Below are 17,123 nucleotides of genomic sequence, written 5' to 3' on the forward strand. Positions count from 1 at the left end.
GCAAACAGGAATGCGTTAAGGCCTACTTTTTTACTGAGTCAGGATGTCTGTCGCGTTGTAACGAGTTCCGTCAAAGCGTGTCGTGACTTTTACCAATCCCCCTTGATGCAGCTGCCGGGTTATTTCGAAGCGGGAAGGGTCGAATGCGATATCCATTGGCGGATGATCTGAGGTTGTCGCGATAGACATTCTTCCGGCCCGAAGGTCTACAGATAGAAGCTCACCGCGGAAGACGAACTCTGCACCCGGAACCGCAAGCACATCAATTCGATTAGCTTGCCCCATACCGTTGTTCCCGGGTCGAAAGGCGACATCGACGATTGCGTCGGGGATCAGATCGGCCAGGCCCGGGCTTGTTCTGGAAAACGCAGCCTGGCCGGTTCGGGCGACCGGCGTCCCAGCGGGTACGGTGATTGTCACCGTGCTATCGATATTTGTGCCGCGTATCTTCAATTCACCCGTGCCGGCATTGAAACCGACGACCTGACCCCGTAGCTGCCCTTGGGGCGTATTGGAAAGGACATGAATACGGACGGCAAAGATGGAGGTTCCGTCCAGTCTCGTCTCGATCGATGCGTGGTCCGCGGGACCCAGGTGCAGTACCGAAATCTTCTGTCCGTTCTGATAGAGCTGCGTCCGCTCGTCGAAAAGGATTTTGACCGTGTGACTGCCCCCACTGCCGGGCACCTTCAGGGCAAACTGGTCGCGGATAAGGTCGACATTTTCGATTTGCCCGCCCATGACCGTGCTGCGCCCTGGCGGCGCCGAGGGTAAGGTCGTCCTCGACACCGTCTCAGACGGCGGAAGCAACCCTTCAGGAAGAGCTTGACCGGAAGCGGCAGTTGCACAGAAGGCCAGCAGACCAAGGCACGAAACACGCATGACGGTGAGATGCTTTGGCGGGCAGCCAGGTGGTCTGGGTATGGTACGGGCAACGCCCTGAGTTACATACTCACTTATGCAGGAAACCCTATGTCTTGGCCGTGAATCTAACTGGCGAAGTTGCGGAAGTGTGTCAACTCTCCGAAGCAATGGATCATCCTATGAATCGCAAACATTTTTGGGTTGTGCTTGCTGGTGTTCTCGCCTCGCCGTTTCTCGCAGCGCAGCAGTACATTCGCATTACGATTCCGCGGCGCGCCGAATTAACTCCGGTGCAGCGGCTCAATCGCGAGGGCGTGGATCACGTCGTAAAACATAAGTATGAGAAGGCAGAGGCACTGTTTTACAAAGCCTATCTCTATGACCCCTCCGATCCTTTTACGCTGAACAACCTGGGTTATGTGTCCGAGCTCCAGGGCCAGGTCGATCGCGCGGCCGAGTATTACCGGCTTGCGGTAGAGCAAGGATGCGAGGCCGTAATCGATCGCAGCAGTGAGAAAGACCTTAAGGGCAAACCCATGATGGACGCTCTCGGCACGATCAAGAACATGCCGATGAGAATCAATCGCATCAATATCTACGCGATGCAGTTGCTGCAGCAGAATCGGGCTTTCGATGCGGAGGCCGTGCTGAAGCAGACCCTTTCTCTGGACCCGAACAATCCGTTCACGCTGAACAATCTTGGCATTGCCGAACAGGCGACGGGAGATCTGGAAGACGCCCTCAAGTACTATGACGCGGCAGCGAGAACCCACTCGACGCAAAAGGTGGTGGTAGCTCTCGATAAGTCATCGCGGGGAAAGCCCATCGGTACGCTCGCTGCTGAGTCTGCCGAGAAGCTTCGTGCACGTATGGCGGATATGGACATCCATCAGATCCGTGCTCACATGTTCACGGTACGAGGAGTGTCGGCGCTCAATAAAGAGGATTGGGCTACCGCCCGCAGCAATTTCGAGCAGGCCTATGCCGCGGACCCCTCCAGCGCGTTCACTCTCAACAATATTGGCTATCTGGCGGAGCGGGACGGCGATCTGGAGACGGCTGTCGCTTATTACACGCGAGCCCGCGCTGCGAAGGATGCGGGGGAGGCCGTTGGCATGGCTAGTCGTTCAGAGGCTGAAGGCCACCGCCTCGCCGAAGTAGCGCTCCAAAGCCGGCAGGATGTCTATCAGGCATTGAAGTCCCGAAATCCCTCTCCCGCTAGCCCCAGTGAACCCGTCGAACTCATACGGCGTGACGGCAGCCCGGAACCGCCGCCGTCTCAACCGGATAATCCAGAACCGGCGCCTTCCAGCGCGCCGTTGCCTCGCTAAGCTGCCCTCTCTACACGCAGCCCACGATCAATTACACGATCAATCAAAGGATGCTCCCAGGAATGCCTAACTCTCGTCTGCCCGGTAACGCAAGTGACACCATGGACATACTCTCTCGACTGGTCCTATCGCCAACGGCGAGTCTGTCTTCTCTCATCCCCCGTCTGCAGATGAGCACGGCTCAACTCGATGAGCTGGTGTCGCTGGCGCATGCCAACCACGTGGTCGTCCGCGGAATGGAGGCGTATCGGAGTTTGATGCTCCAGGCGAACGATCTTGAACAGGTTCGGCGTGCCGATGAGGTCATCGCGGCTGAGCGTGCCCGCATCGCACATGCTACGGCTTATCTACAGGCCATCTGTGCCGCGTTTTCTGAAGCCGGTCTTGACGTAACCGTCATTAAGACCCTGGATCACTGGCCTGACTTTGGAAGCGATATGGATTTGTATACGAACGCGGCTCCCGATGTCGTGCTGGCCCTGATGCAACAACAGTTCGAGGCAACCATCGCGTCGCGCAGCTGGGGAGATCGCCTGGCAGGGAAGTGGAACTTCGAGATTCCCGGACTGCCGGAGGCCGTCGAAATCCACATGTGCCGCCTTGGACAGACGGGGGAACATCTGACACTGGCAGAGAATATTCCAGCGCGGTCACGAGCGGTGGAGTTTGATGGGAAAAGGTTTCGTGTACCGTCGCCTTCAGACCGGATCATGATTTCAACTTTGCAGCGCATGTATCGCCACTTCTACTTCCGTCTGTGCGACATCGTGGACTCTGCAGGGCTGGTAGTCTCCGGCGCGCTGGACTATGAGGACCTGAGACGTTCCGCGCAACAAAGCGGAATCTGGGAGGGGGTTGCAACCTACCTCGTACTGGTCTCGGATTACGTCTGGAAGTACATCGGCTCCCATCTTGTACTGCCTGCGTTTGTACGAGATGCCGCCCGCTTTGATGGAAAGGTCATGTACTGCGGGAAGAGTTTTCTCCGCGTACCCATCGTCCCTCAGTCGGCGGAGCTCTACAGACTGCAGTTGCTGGATACGTTCAGGAAGGGCGAAATCAGCAGCGGCGCCCGCCTGGGGCTTTTGCCGTGGCTTGCAACGGCTGCGGCAATCGGACACAAGATTACCGGTAGTGACAAGGGAATCTGGTGAACTCTTCCGGTTCGGCCTGCACAACCTTGTGCGGGTTTGTAGCAACATATATTGCACATGTATTTGGGACATGTGTGGTCTAGGGTAAACAGGAAAGTTATGTGGGCCGCACAGGTCATCTTTATGGAACGCTAATTTCCCTGTCTGGAGTTGGGCTCTATGTCCCATCCGTATCTCAGCATAGTAATTCCCGCCTACAACGAAGCTCACCGGATCGGCAACACACTGAATCTCATCCTGAAATGCATTGAAGCTCGTCAATGGGACGCGGAGTTGCTGGTGGTGGACGACGGTTCCACGGATCGTACGGCTTCGATTGTTGAAGCGTGGATGGATCGCTATCCGCGTTTGCATCTGATCAAAAATCTCAGAAACCGTGGCAAAGGATACTCCGTCCGCAATGGCGTTCTACAGGCGGCGGGCGACGTCGTCTTGTTTACCGATGCAGATCTCTCTGCACCGATGATCGAGGCGGAGAGGTTGATGGCTGCACTGGATGCGGGCGCCGATGTAGCCATTGGATCGCGCTGGCTTGAGCGATCTCGACAGACTGTACAGCAGCCGCTATATCGCCAGATATTCGGCCGTTGCTTCAACTTCGTTACGAGAGTCATGACTGGCCTCTCCTTCAAGGACACGCAGTGCGGGTTCAAGGCATTCAAGCGTGATGCGGCACAGGTGATCTTCCGCCTGCAGACAATCGAGCGCTGGGGATTCGATCCGGAGCTGCTGTTTATCGCCAGTAAGCTTGGCTACCGCATTGCGGAGGTTCCCGTTACGTGGGGACATGATGATCGTAGCCGTATCAGCTATCTCAGGGATGGCGCCAAGATGCTGGAAGAGATGGCGATCATACGATTCAATGCGGCTGCGGGCCGCTATAGCCAGGCGATCGCGGCGATGAGAGATACCAGCAACCTGGTGACTGAGCCTTCTCGTCCTATCGAGAGATCGAAACAACCTGCAATTGCCCAATAACGAATATGAGTCACTACCTATCGCCTCTCACGTATGGCTACTCGGCATGCGCGAGGGGCGTTCTTCTTTATCCGGTCGCACCTCAGCTCGATGACTGTATCTATGGCTGTAAGGATCTGGAGCACTCATGAGAAATGCAAATGCTGTACTCGAACCCAACAGGAAACACTCCTCCTCTTCATTGCATCCAATTACCCGAACGACATCCTGCGATAGCAGAAGAACTGAGGATGCAACTATCATGGGAATCTCGCAAACGTTACCTGCCTTTGATCGAACGCAACCCCAAGCGAAAAATTCTCAAGACTACAAGCTCTTGAGTGGCGATCTGTCCCAGGTTACCGAAAAGAGTGTGCTTGCTTCTCTCATGGAGAGCCTGCACGATGCTATAGCCCCACCGAAGGCGCCTCCCTTGTACACAACATCGAGGCCCATTGTTCTGCCCGATCGTATGGCAGTGAAACGAGATCCTCGGGCGACTGGCCTTGCCATTGCGATCAACTGCTTCGTACTTGTGGCTCTCATCTGGTTCGGCAGCCGGAAGATCGTTGCTGTTGTGACTCCAAGGCCGGTGACGACTCATGTCACCTTGGTCGACCCTCTACCGCCTCCTCCGGTACTACCTATCGCACCCCCGAAGGCGGTAGCGATGAGTGGTGGTGGAGGGCAACACACTCCAATTCCGGTCTCGCGTGGCAATCCGCCGAAGTTCGAGCCGAAGCCGACCATCATGCCGGCGGTACAGCCGACAGCGGCTCCTAAGATTACGATGGCGGTCCAGCCAACGATCAATGTTCAGGCAGATCTGAAGATGGCCAAGGCCGATGTGCCCAACCTGGGAATATCGAGTGCCCCATCAGTCGTGGTATCGGCAGGGAACGGGGCAGGTGCCGGATTGGGTGCGGGTTTCGGAAATGGTCTGGGATCGGGTTCAGGCGGTAATTTCGGCGGCGGCGTCTTCAAAGTTGGTGGCGGTGTCTCAGAGCCGCAGGTAATCTCTGCACCGGCGCCAGGATTCACGGAAGAAGCCAGGCAGGCGAAAGTCACCGGAAAAGTCATTGTCTATCTGCAGGTAAGCCCCGATGGGCGCCCCATGCATGTTCGCCTTGTCCGCGGCTTGGGGATGGGGTTGGATGAAAAGGCTTTGGAAGCTGTTCGTCAGTACAAGTTCAAGCCGGCCATGAAGGATGGACACCCTGTCACAGTTGAGATGAACGTAGAAGTGAACTTCCAGATTTTGAGTTAGGGCCTACGTATTTGGAACGGTTTTAGTAAGAAGGACGGCATTATGAAGTGTTCGAATAAGCGAAGCTTTTGGTTAACATTCTGCACGGGAATGTTGCTGACTCTTCCTTATCAGGTTCCCGCGGAGACGTGCACGACACAATCAAAGATGCAGCCGGCCGAAAGGAACGCTCTGGCGGATGCCTCATTAGCTCTGGCCCGGAAGGTTCAGGCAAACGACCGGCCTGGCGTGCAAGCTGCGACTATCCCGGAGTTCGCGGCGAACTTCAGCGGCATCGCCAGTGCGATCACTACCGCGTCTCCGAAGCTTGCAGGGAAGAACGCTGAAGTGGAGCAGGTGTATATGCTCGATGCGAGCGGTAGCGCGCGCAATGCGGATGGCACTTTTCCGAATGCCGAATTCTTCTGCACACTCAACGGTCGTAATGCTGAGGCCGATTTCAGTATTCCTGGATTGCCGCCGGGGCGTTACGCGTTTGCGATGGTGGATTTTGTAGGGTCTTCTCCTTGGACTCTCTCCATGTTGTTGCGGCAGGATGGCGCAGGTAGCCCCTGGAAGCTCGCAGGGTTATTCCCGAAGGAGAGCTCGGCGGCCGGTCATGATGGCTTATGGTACTGGCGCCAGGGGCGAACGATGGCGGCCAGTAAAGAGCTTTGGGTAGCCTATATCTACTACCAGCAGGCCAAACAGCTACTTCAGCCCGCCGTGTTTGTATCCAGTACTCATCTGGAAAGCCTTCGCTCCGAGTCAGCGAGCGCTCTGCCTCCGGAGATTGCCAATGGAATCGGTCCGGATACACCCCTGGTTGTCAACGGTGCTGACGGTACGGCGTTCCGCTTCTTCTCTGTCGCTCCGGACAATGGCCTTCACGCAGATAAGTTGGATATCGCCATTCATATGCAGATGGATCCGTCCATCACGGATCCGGCTGTCGCGCAAAAGCGAAACCGCGACGCCATGAGTGCATTCTTGAAACTACATCCTACGCTGCGTGAAAATTTTCGCGGGATGTGGGTCTTTTCGGAGGCTCCGAATCGGCCGGCGGTCACGACCGTAGCAGCCATGAACGAGATTCACTGATGAGACCTTGCAGGCAATGAGTAATTCTGAACTGACCCAGGTTCTGTTTCTTCTTTTGCTATTGGCGGGACTGGCCCAGTTGCTGGGATGGGTCTTTGTCAAACTACGGCAGCCTAAAGCAGTTGGTGAGATCCTCGCCGGCGTCATCCTGGGAAATGCGGTGGCCGGCCGCATTCCTGCTGTCGCGCACTTCATCGACAGCGCAAAACATCAAGGCAGTGTGCTGGATTTCGTCTATTGGCTTGGCCTGCTCTTACTCATGTTTCTTGCCGGAGCGGAGACCCAGCAGCTCTTTACTCACGAAGAGCGGCGCGAGGTCGGTTGGCTGACGATTGTCGGTACGGGCCTCCCATTCCTGTTGGGACTATTCTTTGCTCCCTGGGTCATCAAGCCGTCGTTGCTCGGTCCGAACGGTAATCGAATCTCGATCACCATCATCCTGGCTGTCGGCGTCGCCGTTACTTCAGTGCCGGTTGTCTCGAAGATCTTTGCCGACCTGAAGATACTGCACACGCGTTTTGCGCGTTTGGTGCTGGGCGTGGCCGTGCTCGAAGACATCGTTCTGTGGCTGGCGCTGGCGGTTGCCACTGCCGCAGCAGGGAAGGCTGCCTTGGACATTCGGGGGCTGTCGTATCACCTGATCGTGACGGTAGCCTTCTTTATCCTTGGACTCACCCTGGTGCCGCGGCTGGTCAAGCGATTTAACAAAGCCAGCTTCAACGTAGTGGCAAAGTCCTCTCCGACCGGCTATGCCGTTGCCGTATTACTGGCTTACTGTGTCGTCGCCGGAGTTCTGCATATCAGCATGGTCTTCGCTGCGTTTCTCGCGGGTTTTGCGGTCGTCCACAAAAAGCGTCGGCTCTTCGCGGATGCGCTGGAAGCCATCGGCAAGGTCTCCTTTGCCTTCTTCATCCCGGTTTACTTTGCGATCGTTGGCTTACGGCTGGACCTGATTCGAGGAATATCCTTCTGGATGCTGATTGCCTTTATCGTGGGAACATCAGCGGTGAAGGTATTGTCCGTTTCTTTGGCCGGGCGCTTCGCCGGGTTCCGTGGACTGGACCTCGTCAACCTCGCTATCACCACGAATGCGCGCGGAGGGCCGGGAATCGTCCTCGCCAGTGTTGCCCTCGATGCCGGCATCATCAGCGCGCAGTTCTATACGACGTTAGTTGTGGCCGCTGTCGTTACATCTCAGATTGCGGGTGTATGGCTGGATATCGTCGTCCATAAGGGCTGGCCGCTACTGGCGCCGAAGCCGTCTGCCGAGCCAGCGGAAGTATCTCTCGTGTCTACATCGGAGACCTGAGAATAGCAGCCGCTCATGACGTTTTCCCGTCCTGGCCGGGAGCGACAACAACGAATGGCCGCATCATGTCGTTGTCTTCATGCTCCAGCATGTGGCAGTGAAAGACGTATTTTCCGGTATAGCCTTCAAAGCGTGCAAGGATAGTCAGGATATCGCCAGGATTTACAGTGGCGGTGTCTTTCCATCCCTGTTCGTTCGCGCGTGGCTGCCTCGGCGAGCCGACCGGTTCGATCTTGCCGTTCATGCGGTAGGTGCCTAGATTGAAGCCTTGCCGGTGCAAGATCTGAAACTGAACCAGGTGCAGATGCATGGGATGTGCATCATCGCTGGTATTGATGAACCGCCACTTTTCCAGCGTCCCTAGCGTTACGGTCTCGGTAACAGGATCGTGATAGCCCTGTCCATTGATACGGAGGCCTGTCGATCGGCCTTGTGCGTCCATCTCCTCCGTGAGGATGAAGTCACGCGTGCGTATGGCTTCTCCTTCATCCAGCTTTGTAAAAGCTATGTCCTGCGGAAGGCTGAACGAGCGTGACGGTTCAGCAGGAAGGCTGACGCGGAACTGCATGAATTCCAGCAGAATGGGCCAGGTGGCGTTCAGCACATTCCACCCTGGATACGGAGCAGGAGCGTCGTTGCTGAGTGTCACCGTCTTTCCCGCGAGGGACGAGAAATCGACGATGAGATCTGCCCGTTCTCCAGGCGCCAGCTCCAGCTTTTCGAGAGCAACAGGCTGCGGCATAAGCCCACCATCTGAACCAATCTGATGAAATCTGATCAGGTGTGGGATATCGGTTGGACTCTTCGCCAGATTCAGGTACAGGTTCAGCACGCGAGAATTGGACGAGTTCAGCAGGCGAATTCTGTAAAGCTGGGGCCGGACTTCCACATATGGATAGATTGCCCCATTGACCACCGGAAGCTCTCCGAAAAACATCGGCCCCCAGACTCCCTTTGGCAGCGGAACGGCATCGTCCAGCGTGGGGGCATAGAGAAGCTGACCGTGTTCGTCCAGCGAACGGTCCTGCAGCACGAGAGGAATCTCGTATTCGCCGTAGGGCAAGTGCATGCTCAGCTCTTCGTCATCCCGCAACAGGTAGAAGCTCGACAGGCCGGCATACACATTCAGCCGCGTGATGCCGATGGCATGGTCGTGATACCACAACGTCGCAGCACGCTGTCGATTGGGGTACTCGTACCGCGCAGAGTGCCCCGGTGTGAACCATTTCTCCGGAAGGCCATCGCTCGACGATGGTACGTTTGCTCCATGGAGGTGAGGCACAGTTCTGACCTCGGGAGTTGGAGGCATGGCTCCATGGATGTGGGGATCGATCGGCAGGATATGCTGCGTTGGAAGTCTGTTTTCCCATTGCACTGCAATTGGCTTGTTGCGTCGCGCATCAATAACCGGCCCGGGATACTGTCCTTCGTAGCCCCACAGGCGTGCCGGAGGAAGCTGTGAATGCAACGGACGGGCGAACTCCGTCATCCGGATGCGATACAGGTCTTTCCCTCTCGTGCTTCCGTAGGGCGACAGTTGCGACAGCCTCGGCAAAGGGTCGATGTATCGTTCAAGGGTCGCGGGTGTCCGGTAGCCAGTCTTCGGAGAGCTCGGTTCTTTTTTCTGGGCGTGCGCCTCGTGTTTCAGAAAAAGCGCAGGCATCGATGCTGCCCATAGCTTCAGGAACTCACGTCTGTGTCTCTTCCCCATGTCTCCTCAAAACGGTTCGAGCATTTTCCCTGTAGGTGTAGTGTAGGGCTTCCGCATCGATGGGCGTTTTCCGCAATGGAAACGCCGCTGTACGCCTCTTCCGGGCTACCCAGCAACAGGGAAAATGCTCTAGATGGCCAAAAGATGACTATACCGTCTAGGTGAGAAGCTCTATTTCTCGAAGGAGACCCGCCTTAGCAAGCTTGATCTTGTCCGCTATTACCTTTCCGTTGCGCCTGGTGCTCTTGCCGGAATTCGAGATCGTCCGCTCGTATTGAAGCGCTTTGTGAATGGTGCTGAAGCGCCGGCTTTCTACCAGAAACGGGCTCCAGCCGATCATCCCTCGTGGTTGCAGACGGTCACACTTTCATTCCCATCCGGAAGAACTGCCGAAGAGCTTGTCGTCAATCAGACCGCCGGACTGATCTGGGTGGTGAACCTTGGCTGTATCGAACTGCATCCCCATGCGATACGGGAATCGATCTGGATCGTCCCGATGAGCTGCGAATCGATCTCGATCCCGGTCCCGGGGTGGGATGGGAAGATGTTCGTAACGTCGCTCTCGAAGTCCATGCGTTCCTTGAGGAACTCGGCCTTCGTGGATGGCCGAAGACAAGTGGTTCCCGAGGCATGCACGTCAACGTTCGGATTGAGCCGAGATGGACATTCGAGGAGGTGCGGCGCGCCGCCCTGGCATTGTCTCGCGAGATCGAACGGCGCGCGCCGTCCCTGGCCACATCGAAATGGTGGAAAGAAGAACGCCACGGAGTCTTTCTCGACTACAACCAGAATGCAAAGGACCGTACGACGGCGTCGGCCTATTCTGTCCGTCCACTTCCGGATGCCCGCGTATCGATGCCTCTCTCATGGAATGAAGTACGGGAGTGTAATCCTGCCGACTTCACCGTGTTGACCGTGCCCAGCCTGTTTGCTGCCCGAGGAGATGCGCACGCCGATATGGATGTTCATCCCGGATCTCTGGAAAAGCTTTTAGAGATGGCTGCGCGAGACGATGCCGCAGGTCTGGGTGACGCACCCTGGCCACCTCATTTCCACAAAACGGAAGGAGAAGGAACTCGTGTAGCGCCCTCCCGCGCCAAGAAGCCGCGGGTGAAAATGCCGCTTGTAATCGTTGCCAATTCACCCGACAAAGATGCTGCCCTGGCTGGGCTCGACCGATGGAAGACCAGGCATGCAGAAGCAGCCAGCCACCTGGAGCCGGATGACATACTCGTTGATTCAATGCGCGGGCGCTCGTCTACATGGACAAGGGTTCGGGTGAATCTCCGTCATGTGCCTGAAGCGATGCGACCGGTTCAGGAGACGCCAGATCCGGATGACGACCCGACTCGCAAGGCCGGCAGATCGCGGCGGCAGGCGGCAAAGAGCTGATTCATTGATTCTCTGAAAAGATTGCCTTCAACTCTTCCGGTGGCACGACCTCAAGTTGTTCGTACGTGCACCCCTCCGGCTTCTTATCAAAACGCCAGCGGCGAAACTGCGCCATATGACGAAAGCGGCCGCTCTGCATATGCTCATAGGCCACTTCAGCCACAAGCTCCAGTCGGAGAGGCTCCCAGGAAAGATCTTTGCCCTGGCTCCAGCGGCTCTGGCCTCCGGGCCGGCGATGTGCGCCCTCGCTATCTTCCGTCACGTCGTCCAACCGCCCTTTCCAGGGATGATTCGCGAGAGCATCTTTCTGATAGGGCTTCAGGAACTCGACGAGCTCATATCTTTTTTCGAGAGGAAAGCTCCCGCAAACTCCGACATGTTGTAGTAAGCCGGAATTGTCATAGAGACCCAGCAGCAGGGAACCGACAGCAGGACGATCGCCTTTGCGATACCAGCGAAACCCGGCAACAACGCAATCGCAGTCGCGTTCATGTTTCACCTTAAACATGGTCCGCTTGTCGGACTGGTAGGTGCTGTCCTTTGCTTTGGCGATGACGCCATCGAAGCCGGCGCCCTCGAAACGCTGGAACCAGTCACGCGCTAGGTGCAAATCGTCTGTTGCCGGTGTGAGATGAATCGGTGGCTTCGCCTTGGACAACAACGATTGCAGCTTAGCCCGTCGTTGATGAAATGCCGTTCCTCTCCAATCGTGATTGTCTTCGGCCAGCAGATCAAAAAACACGATTGAGGCGGGTGTCTGCTGGCTAAGCAGCTTGACTCGTGATGCCGCTGGATGAATGCGAAGCTGCAGTGCATCGAAGTCGAGGGCTCCGTTTCGCGAGATCACAATCTCGCCATCGAGGACACACTTCTCCGGGAGCTGCTCCAGGAGGGCATCGACGAGCTCCGGGAAGTATCGGTTCAACGGCTTTGTATCCCGGCTTTGAAGCAGGAGTTCTTTCCCATTGCGAAAGACCAGTGCACGAAATCCATCCCACTTCGGCTCGTAGATCCACTCAGAACCCATGGGTAGCTGATCGACGCGCTTGGCAAGCATGGGGAGGACTGGCGGATCGACGGGAAGATCGAGTTTACGTTCATCCTTCACGTTGAGCCTCCTCCCGCCGTCTTCCATGCACCGTAGGATGCTTCAGACGAGAACGACGTTCCTGTGCGAACGAAGGCGGCCCTTGGCCGGGACCGCTATCTGCTGCTGAGTACGGCAACTCCGTAGGCGGGCAAGCTCACACTCGTGACGGACTCACCATTGTGCAGGATGTCTTTGCGTGCCTTCGGAGTCGGCATTCGCGCGCATTCACGGGAATGCCTGATTCAAGCGGAACTTCCCCGGACAACAGGCTCGCGCTCAATGGAACTCTTCGGAAGAGACTACACGCCCGGTTTGTTAACCGTCAGTATCGATGCCCGCAGGAATGCCCGAAAGGAGGACACGTGCTGCTCGATGCAGCCGTATCGCATTTTTCCTGTAGGTGTATTGCAGGGCTTGTGCATCTATGGGCGTTTTCCGCAATGGAAACGCCGCTGCACGCCGCTCCCGGGGATACCCAGGAAAAATGCTCTAACGCTCGTGGCAGTGCCAATTTGGTTCTCAACGTTCAATAGTTTTTGTTGCGGACGCCCAGAACCGCGTTAAACTCTTTCATCTTAGTTCCGATATACAGCATGTCTCACAGAGGGGAGATTGAAATGCAGACCAATGTAACTGATAGCCGCCAGACAACCTGGCTTTCGATTCTTCTCATGCTGTTGATCTCTGGAATCTGGTCTAGCTTCCAGTGATAGAGGATCTACGATACTTCCTTTGAAGAATGGTCTGTGCCTCGTCCTCTAATCCGTAGATCCGGCCAGGACTTTCTTTACGCTCTCCGGCAGGGGCGTCTCACTCACCGCCAGCAGATTGGCTACCTCCCACTGCTCCCGGTCGGTCAGAACGTGCTTGAATGAGGGCATGGCGGTCAGCCGGACTCCGTTCTCTACAAACCAGTGATACGCCGCCGCCCGGTTGGCTGAATCCGGCGGCCGGTTGCCCGTGGCGTGATGGCGAAAGAATTGCGGTGTCTTCGGAAACGTGTTAACTCCGACCTGCGACTCGATCGCGGGAACCCCGTGGCAAAATGCGCATTCACTCATGTAGATGGATGCGCCCTCGTGCAGCGTGGCTTCGTTGATGGGGACGGGATTGTTCCTGGGACGCTCCTCATCGACGCGGGCAAGTAGCGCGGAACGCGCGATCTGCTCCTCGCCGGGCAGCATTGGATCGGCTACTGCGACAGGAGGACGGCCGAAGTGCAGATAGAGCCATCCGGCTGCCGGAACAAGAACAATACCGAGGATCAGGAAGAGGAGTGCGGTATGTGCGCGCTTCATCGTGAATATGTACCTCCAATCGGTTTTGAGCTGGTCATCGAGATCGTCACTCTCAGCGATCTCGCCTGTACCTTAGGTGTCTTAAAAATTTGATACCTAGAGCGCCCTCTCGAACTGAGGTATGCCGAGAAATGGCATTGTGAAGACGAAGAAGTGACAAAATTCTTGAGATCAGGCTATGTCGCCATAGGAAACACAAGAGGCTCCCACGAAAGGGGAGCCTCTTGGCGGTTATTGTTCTCGTGCTGTCTCAGCCGCGGCTTGGCGTGACGACTCGATAACTTGCTCCACCGTTTGACCAGACCAGGAGCAGAACGTTCTTGCCGTCTGGAGTTCCGCGAAGGCTGCTTGCCGCTTGGTCAGCCGATGCAACAGGCTTGCGATTGACTTCGAGCACTACATCTCCGGGCTGAAGGCCCGCATCTTCAGCAGGACTGCCAGGACGAACCTGCTCGATGGCCGCACCCTTTACCTCAGATGGGATATTGAGCTGCTGACGCAGATCCGGTGTCAGTTCGCCGAGCGCAATGCCGAGCTTGCCGTTGTTTCCGCTCGCTTGTCCTTTGTTGTCGCCATTCTCAGAGGCCATCTCGGCGTTCTTCTTGTACTCGCCCAGTGTGACGTTGATCGTCTGCTCGCTACCGTTGCGCAGAATGCCGAGAGCGACCTTCGTTCCAGGAGTCATCTGTGCAACCTGTAACTGCAGGTCGCCTCCATTCGCGATGGGATGTCCGTTGAGCGTATGGATGACGTCGCCATTCTTCAGACCGGCCGATGCGGCAGGAGATCCGGCTGTGACCTGAGAGACGACCGCACCGCGAGCATCATTCAGATTGAAGAACTGCGCGTTCTCAGGCGTGACATCGTTCATTCCAATGCCAAGGTATGCGTGATGCACGGCGCCGGTGTGGATGATCTGGTCAGAGATGGCTTTGGCTGTGTTTGCCGGAATCGCAAAGCTGGCGCCCGCGAACGATCCGCTGTTGGTTGCGATCATCTGGTTGATGCCAACAAGCTCACCGTGCGCGTTGACCAGTGGGCCGCCGCTGTTGCCAGGGTTTACGGCAGCATCCGTCTGGATCAGGCCGCCAGGCGTACGTGCATCGCTGGAGAACGGAGCCGGGCGATTGACAGCGCTGACAATGCCGCGCGTGACGCTGAACTGCAGCACGCCGAAGGGGCTGCCAAAGGCGAGCACGCTCTGACCCGGTTGCAGCTTTGCAGAGTCGCCCCAGGTGATCGCGGGCAAATCATGCGCATCGACCTTGATGACGGCAATGTCCGTCAGCTTGTCGGAGCCGATGACCTTGCCGGTGAGCACACGGCGATCATGGAGCGTTACCTTGATCTGTGTAGCGCCATCGACGACGTGATGATTGGTCACGATGTAACCATCAGACGAGATGATGACGCCGGAACCGACACCGTGACGAAGCGGCTCCTGCTGTGGTGTACGGTGGCCGCCGGGGCCTCCGAAACCGAAGAACTGACGGAACTGTGGTGGAAGATCGTTGGGATCAAGCTCCCCCTGTGTGTGCGTCTGCACATCTTCGTCATCGCCGCCTTTGCTGGTGACAGCCACGTTGACGACGGCCGGGGTTACGCGAGCCGCGAGAGTTTCCATGTCGCGGTCGAGCGCAATCAGGGAGGGGACGCTGTTGTCATCGAGCGCAGAGGCGGTGACTGCCGCAGCTTGCACCTCATGCTTGTGAACCATGAGTACGGCGCCGGAGGCTCCAAGGGCGAGGATGCCAGGCAGGATAATGCGGCGCGTCAGTTTGCTGGTAACTAATGAATTAGTTTTTGCGGACATGATTTGAGTCTTCTCCTGTGTTGAGTGTGACTAGAGTTGAATGACGAGCCAGCCGTCCGATACAGGCACGGCGAGCCACGCGGGTGTCAGGACGACAGCCGGAGCAACACGCTCAGGCGTGCTGATGCTGCCGTCAAAGTTCTGCAAAGGTGTTGTGTCGTTTGCCGCGCCGGTGCGGAGGAATCTGGGAGCACGTTCCACGCGCTGTCTCTCAGCGCGCTTGACTTGGGGGTTATTGCTGCCCGGCTCTGGTGCGACGGTTTGTTTTAAAGGAGTGTGCTCGCGGCTGGGTTTATGAGGGGCTGGTTCCGGCGCGTCTGTTGTAAATGACGCGGGAACAAACCGAACCAGCGCCGCACTCGGCAACGTTGAGACCGCGGGCAAGCTTGCAGCGGCCACTTCCGATACGGGCGCCGCGACGGCAACAAGCTGCGGAGCACGGGAGAAACCGGCAGCTATGGCGAGCAGCAGAACTGAGCTGGCAATAGAGGCAACCGCGGACTGCCGCGACGTCCAGTTCTTTGACTGCCTCAGCAGGGCATGAACACGTTGGGTAAGTTCGGAGCGGCGTCCCCATGCAGCTAGCGCCAGGCGCAGTGAGCTGCGCTCAAGGTGTTGTTCCGCAATACGAGTCAATGACGCGGCGTAGGCCAGCGGCTGTGCGGTTGCCGCAACGACGGCGGCATCGCAGGAGAGTTCGCGCTGCACGCCGATGTGGCGGTTCAGCCATGTGAGCGCTGGATTCAACGGGAACAACATCAGGCCGAGCTGCAGCAGCAGATTGGTCCAATCATCACCGCGACGCAGGTGCTCGCATTCATGCACCACGATCTGGCGAAGTTCGCTATCGCTGAGTTGAGGCGCAAGCCACTCGGGCAGAAGAAGCACCGGGCGAAAGAAACCAACGATGAGCGGCGACTCGACCGTCGAGGAAGTGCATACGACTGGACGGCGGTGCGTCGTGAACGGGAGGTCAAGAGCGAGTGGGTGTGCAGAGCGGCGAACGTCGCGGAGATGTTTCCAGGCGATGACCAGTAGGGCGGCGCGAATCGCCGTGGCCGCCAGCCAGACGGCGGCGATTGCGGCCGCCAGCCACTGGGAGAGCGTGAATATATGGGGTGCTGCACCATCCACTGCACCGTGGTGAAAGGGAAGCCACGGAAGTATTGCGCTGAGCAGAAAAAGGGCCAGCAGCAGTGTATGGCGAAGGGCCGAGGAGGCACGGGGCATCAGCCGCAACAGCGCAAAGCCGATGAGGGAGAAGGCGGCGCCTTCCCACAGGCTGGCTGCCCAGGTCGTGGCGAGTAGCGACGACAGTTTCAGGAGAGACGCAGTCATTGGCCGGGCTCCTCCTGCTCTGGGGAGCATGCCGCAGCTTCGGCTTCTGCAATGGCCTGCTTGAGCCGGGCCAATTCTTCCGCGCTGACCTGGCCGTCTCCCAGCACCGCAAGCATCAGCTTTTCGCGGCTGTTTTCGAAGAAGCGGCCGATCACATGGCGCACTTCGCTCTGCTGGGCATCGTGTTCGGCGACCACCGCTGTATAGAGGAAGGCACGGCCGTCTTGACGGTGCTCGACGTAACCCTTGGATTCGAGGATGCGAATCGTCGTCAGGACGGAGTTGTAGGCCAGCCGCCCATCGGCAGGCATGGCCGAGACAAGATCCTGAACGGAGCATTCGCCTAGCCGCCACAGCAGGCGCATCAGCCGGAGTTCGGCCTCGGTGAGCGTATTGGAGCGGCGTGGCGGCATAGCGTCTCAGAGAGATGGACGGGCAACTAATGTTTTAGTTAGCACCGGGAGAAAATTCTCAGGCCGCCGGCATCGGAGAGCCAAAAGTGCTTCTGACTAAGCCGTT

The 17,123-nt window shown here is 57.3% G+C and carries 13 protein-coding genes and 1 pseudogene; 7 read left to right on the forward strand and 7 right to left on the reverse strand.

What is annotated here, in order from left to right:
- Positions 1-30: 30 nt before the first annotated feature.
- Positions 31-882: a hypothetical protein gene (locus tag AB4Y89_RS12200; RefSeq protein ID WP_442301206.1), complete on the reverse strand. Its 852-nt coding sequence runs from the start codon at positions 880-882 to the stop codon at positions 31-33.
- Between the two features lie 161 nt (positions 883-1,043).
- Here AB4Y89_RS12200 and AB4Y89_RS12205 point away from each other — a divergent pair, with 161 nt between their 5' ends.
- From AB4Y89_RS12205 to AB4Y89_RS12230, 6 genes are all read left to right on the forward strand, one after another.
- Positions 1,044-2,195, forward strand: coding sequence for a tetratricopeptide repeat protein (locus tag AB4Y89_RS12205; RefSeq protein ID WP_442301207.1), 1,152 nt, complete (start codon positions 1,044-1,046; stop codon positions 2,193-2,195).
- Positions 2,196-2,257: 62 nt separating this feature from the next.
- A complete protein-coding gene (locus tag AB4Y89_RS12210; RefSeq protein ID WP_442301208.1) occupies positions 2,258-3,349 on the forward strand; it encodes a nucleotidyltransferase family protein in 1,092 nt (363 codons plus the stop codon).
- Between the two features lie 159 nt (positions 3,350-3,508).
- Positions 3,509-4,327 (forward strand): dolichyl-phosphate beta-glucosyltransferase, encoded by an 819-nt coding sequence (locus AB4Y89_RS12215; RefSeq protein WP_442301209.1) that lies wholly within the window; start codon positions 3,509-3,511, stop codon positions 4,325-4,327.
- A gap of 451 nt (positions 4,328-4,778) precedes the next feature.
- Positions 4,779-5,573, forward strand: a complete 795-nt coding sequence (locus tag AB4Y89_RS12220; RefSeq protein WP_442301210.1) for an energy transducer TonB — start codon at positions 4,779-4,781, stop codon at positions 5,571-5,573.
- Positions 5,574-5,663: 90 nt separating this feature from the next.
- Positions 5,664-6,653, forward strand: coding sequence for a hypothetical protein (locus AB4Y89_RS12225; protein WP_442301211.1), 990 nt, complete (start codon positions 5,664-5,666; stop codon positions 6,651-6,653).
- A 16-nt stretch (positions 6,654-6,669) separates the two neighbouring features.
- A complete protein-coding gene (locus AB4Y89_RS12230) occupies positions 6,670-7,962 on the forward strand; it encodes a cation:proton antiporter (RefSeq protein ID WP_442301212.1) in 1,293 nt (430 codons plus the stop codon).
- Between the two features lie 13 nt (positions 7,963-7,975).
- Here AB4Y89_RS12230 and AB4Y89_RS12235 read toward each other — a convergent pair whose 3' ends face one another.
- Entirely contained in the window at positions 7,976-9,673 is a 1,698-nt protein-coding gene (locus AB4Y89_RS12235; RefSeq protein ID WP_442301213.1) for a multicopper oxidase family protein, read from the reverse strand.
- Positions 9,674-9,926: 253 nt separating this feature from the next.
- Between AB4Y89_RS12235 and AB4Y89_RS12240 the strand changes: the two are divergent.
- Positions 9,927-11,065, forward strand: a pseudogene (locus AB4Y89_RS12240) (DNA polymerase domain-containing protein).
- A 1-nt stretch (position 11,066) separates the two neighbouring features.
- On the opposite strand, the gene AB4Y89_RS12245 reads toward AB4Y89_RS12240, so the two are convergent.
- From AB4Y89_RS12245 to AB4Y89_RS12265, 5 genes are all read right to left on the reverse strand, one after another.
- Positions 11,067-12,173 (reverse strand): ATP-dependent DNA ligase, encoded by a 1,107-nt coding sequence (locus tag AB4Y89_RS12245; RefSeq protein ID WP_442301214.1) that lies wholly within the window; start codon positions 12,171-12,173, stop codon positions 11,067-11,069.
- Between the two features lie 740 nt (positions 12,174-12,913).
- Positions 12,914-13,453, reverse strand: coding sequence for a c-type cytochrome (locus tag AB4Y89_RS12250; protein WP_442301215.1), 540 nt, complete (start codon positions 13,451-13,453; stop codon positions 12,914-12,916).
- Positions 13,454-13,703: 250 nt separating this feature from the next.
- Complete coding sequence (locus AB4Y89_RS12255; RefSeq protein WP_442301216.1) at positions 13,704-15,266, reverse strand: trypsin-like peptidase domain-containing protein; 1,563 nt, start codon at positions 15,264-15,266, stop codon at positions 13,704-13,706.
- Positions 15,267-15,296: 30 nt separating this feature from the next.
- Positions 15,297-16,604 carry a M56 family metallopeptidase gene (locus AB4Y89_RS12260; RefSeq protein WP_442301217.1) on the reverse strand — a complete coding sequence of 436 codons (1,308 nt, stop codon included), beginning with the start codon at positions 16,602-16,604 and terminating at the stop codon, positions 15,297-15,299.
- Positions 16,601-17,017, reverse strand: coding sequence for a BlaI/MecI/CopY family transcriptional regulator (locus AB4Y89_RS12265; RefSeq protein WP_442301218.1), 417 nt, complete (start codon positions 17,015-17,017; stop codon positions 16,601-16,603). Before AB4Y89_RS12265 ends, AB4Y89_RS12260 begins: the two co-directional genes overlap by 4 nt.
- Positions 17,018-17,123: the final 106 nt, after the last annotated feature.

Origin of the sequence: Terriglobus sp. 2YAB30_2 (assembly GCF_052114765.1) — a bacterium.
Lineage (GTDB): Bacteria > Acidobacteriota > Terriglobia > Terriglobales > Acidobacteriaceae > Terriglobus.